Origin of the sequence: Streptomyces sp. (assembly GCF_031178505.1) — a bacterium.
Lineage (GTDB): Bacteria > Actinomycetota > Actinomycetes > Streptomycetales > Streptomycetaceae > Streptomyces > Streptomyces gulbargensis.
This window is the reverse complement of sequence record NZ_JAPSIW010000973.1, coordinates 1-2,064: the sequence shown is the minus strand read 5'-3', so window position 1 is coordinate 2,064 and position 2,064 is coordinate 1. Positions and strand designations below refer to the sequence as shown.

Annotated in this window: 2 protein-coding genes; one reads left to right on the top strand and one right to left on the bottom strand. The window is 73.2% G+C overall.

The features are described 5' to 3' along the window. Window positions 1-124 precede the first annotated feature (124 nt). Entirely contained in the window at window positions 125-1,285 is a 1,161-nt protein-coding gene (locus tag RIF68_RS35235; protein WP_309055645.1) for a hypothetical protein, read from the bottom strand. A 309-nt stretch (window positions 1,286-1,594) separates the two neighbouring features. On the opposite strand from RIF68_RS35235, the gene RIF68_RS35230 reads away from it, so the two are divergent. Then, window positions 1,595-2,064: M55 family metallopeptidase (locus tag RIF68_RS35230; protein ID WP_309055644.1), on the top strand; the 470-nt coding region annotated here is incomplete at its 3' end.

Here is a 2,064-nt window from a genome sequence, read left to right as displayed (position 1 = left end):
GGACCTGTCCTCGGGCGAGTACACGGTCATCGCCGCCGGCTACCCGCCGGTCGCCACCGTCCTCCAGGTGGCCGGCGGCGGCCACCACGACTGAGCCGGGCGGCCCGGGGGACCGGCGCCGGGTTCAGGAGGAGGCGGTCGTCGCCCTGCGCAGCGCGCTGATGCAGGAGCCGATCGCCTCCTGGAGGGCTTCGAGGCGCTGGAGCATGTCCTCCTCGTAGATGTCCTCCTCCATCACCTCGTCCAGGGTCAGTTCCTCGAAGACCTTCGTCGCCTTCTGGAGACTGTTGTAGAAGCGGGTCCTGCGCTCCTGGACCCGCAGCGCCGGGTCCTCCTCGACCGCCTTCGCCACCAGGCCCCGGACCGCCTCGTACGCCTCACCGGCCCACTCGCCGGCCTCCTCGGAGCCGTCCAGCTCGTCGAGGAGGGACAGGTGCCGCTCGGCTTCGGCGCGCAGCTCCGCCGGGGCCTCCACGGTCTGCCCGGCGGGGGTCCTGACCCGGCCGTTCTCCGCGATCTGGCGGACGTAGGCGATGCGGTCGGCCGCCTTCGCCTCGTGCGCGACCGCCTTCTTCAGGTCCTCGGTGGTGGCGATGGCCCGGGCCAGCTCCGTCTGGAGGGCCGGGTCCTCCTTCATACGGTCGAGCAGGGCCCCGCGCGCGGCCTCGGCCGTCCCGGGGTCGGCCAGGATCGCGGCCCGCAGCGCGGTCGGGTTCTCCGCGACCTCCAGGGCCTTGGTCGGCCGGATCCCCTCCGCCTCGGCCGCCGCGCTGATGGCCCGGCCGCGCACCGAGGAGGCGCTGCTGCGGGAGGTGTAGTACGAGAGCCAGACGTCCGCGTCGGGCAGCTCCACGTCCTCGCCGGGCACCAGCACCTCGAACTGCGGCACCAGGCCGTCGTCGGCCGCCATGTCCCACGCCTTGTAGTGGCGCATGACCCGCTCCGGCGAGCACCCGGCGAGGGCGGCGAAGGTCTTCGCCGACACCTTCGCCCGCGCGGTGCCCTCGGCGGGCTGCCCGCCCGGCCGCACGCTGCGGGCCACCTTGAGCGCGAAGGTCCAGCCACCGGTCCGGGCGTAGACCCCGAAGTCGCGGGCGTCCTGGACGACGACGGGGTCGGCGTCGGGGGCGGTTTCCACGACGGGGCCGGCGCCGGTGGCGGCGCCGTCGCCCCGGGCCTCCGGCACCCAGAACTCCGGCTCCTCCGCCACGGCGGCGGAATCGGCGGCGAGGTCGGGGGACGGAGCCGTGGGGGTGGCGTCGGACGGGTCGAGGGCGATGGTCACCGAGAGCGCTCCGGAAGGGTCGGGTACGACAACTGCGGCCGACAGCCTATACGTACCTCTTGAAGGTCTTTCGTCCGATTCGGGCCATGCGCCGTCGAAAAACCGCCGGCGCGTCCGGAGAGCGGCGGGCACGATGCCGCCATGACCTACCGAAACGAGTTGCCCACCGCGCGGTGAGCGCCCCGCGCGCACCTCGGCGACCGCTGACGGGGCACCGTACCGCCGTCCCGGTGAACACCACAGGTCCAGGCCAACGACGGTTTTCCACAGGGGTGGTGGGCGCGTGGGGCGACGCGTACGGTGCCAGGCATGAAGATCCTCATCAGCGCCGACATGGAGGGCGCGACCGGCGTCACCTGGCCCGACGACGTGCTGCCCGGCACGCCCCAGTGGGAGCGCTGCCGGTCGATGTTCACCTCCGACGTCAACGCGGCCGCGCTCGGCTTCTTCGACGGCGGCGCCGACGAGGTCCTCGTCAACGAAGCGCACTGGACCATGCGGAACCTCCTCCTGGAGCGGCTCGACGAGCGGGTCGAGATGCTCACCGGACGGCACAAGGCCCTCTCCATGGTGGAGGGCGTGCAGCGGGGGGACGTCGACGGCATCGCCTTCGTCGGCTACCACACCGGCGCCGGCACCGAGGGCGTCCTCGCCCACACCTACCTCGCCAACTCGATCACCGGGGTCTGGCTCGACGGCGAGCGGGCGAGCGAGGGCCTGCTCAACGCGCGAGTGGTCGCCGAGTTCGGCGTGCCGGTCGTGCTCGTCACCGGCGACGA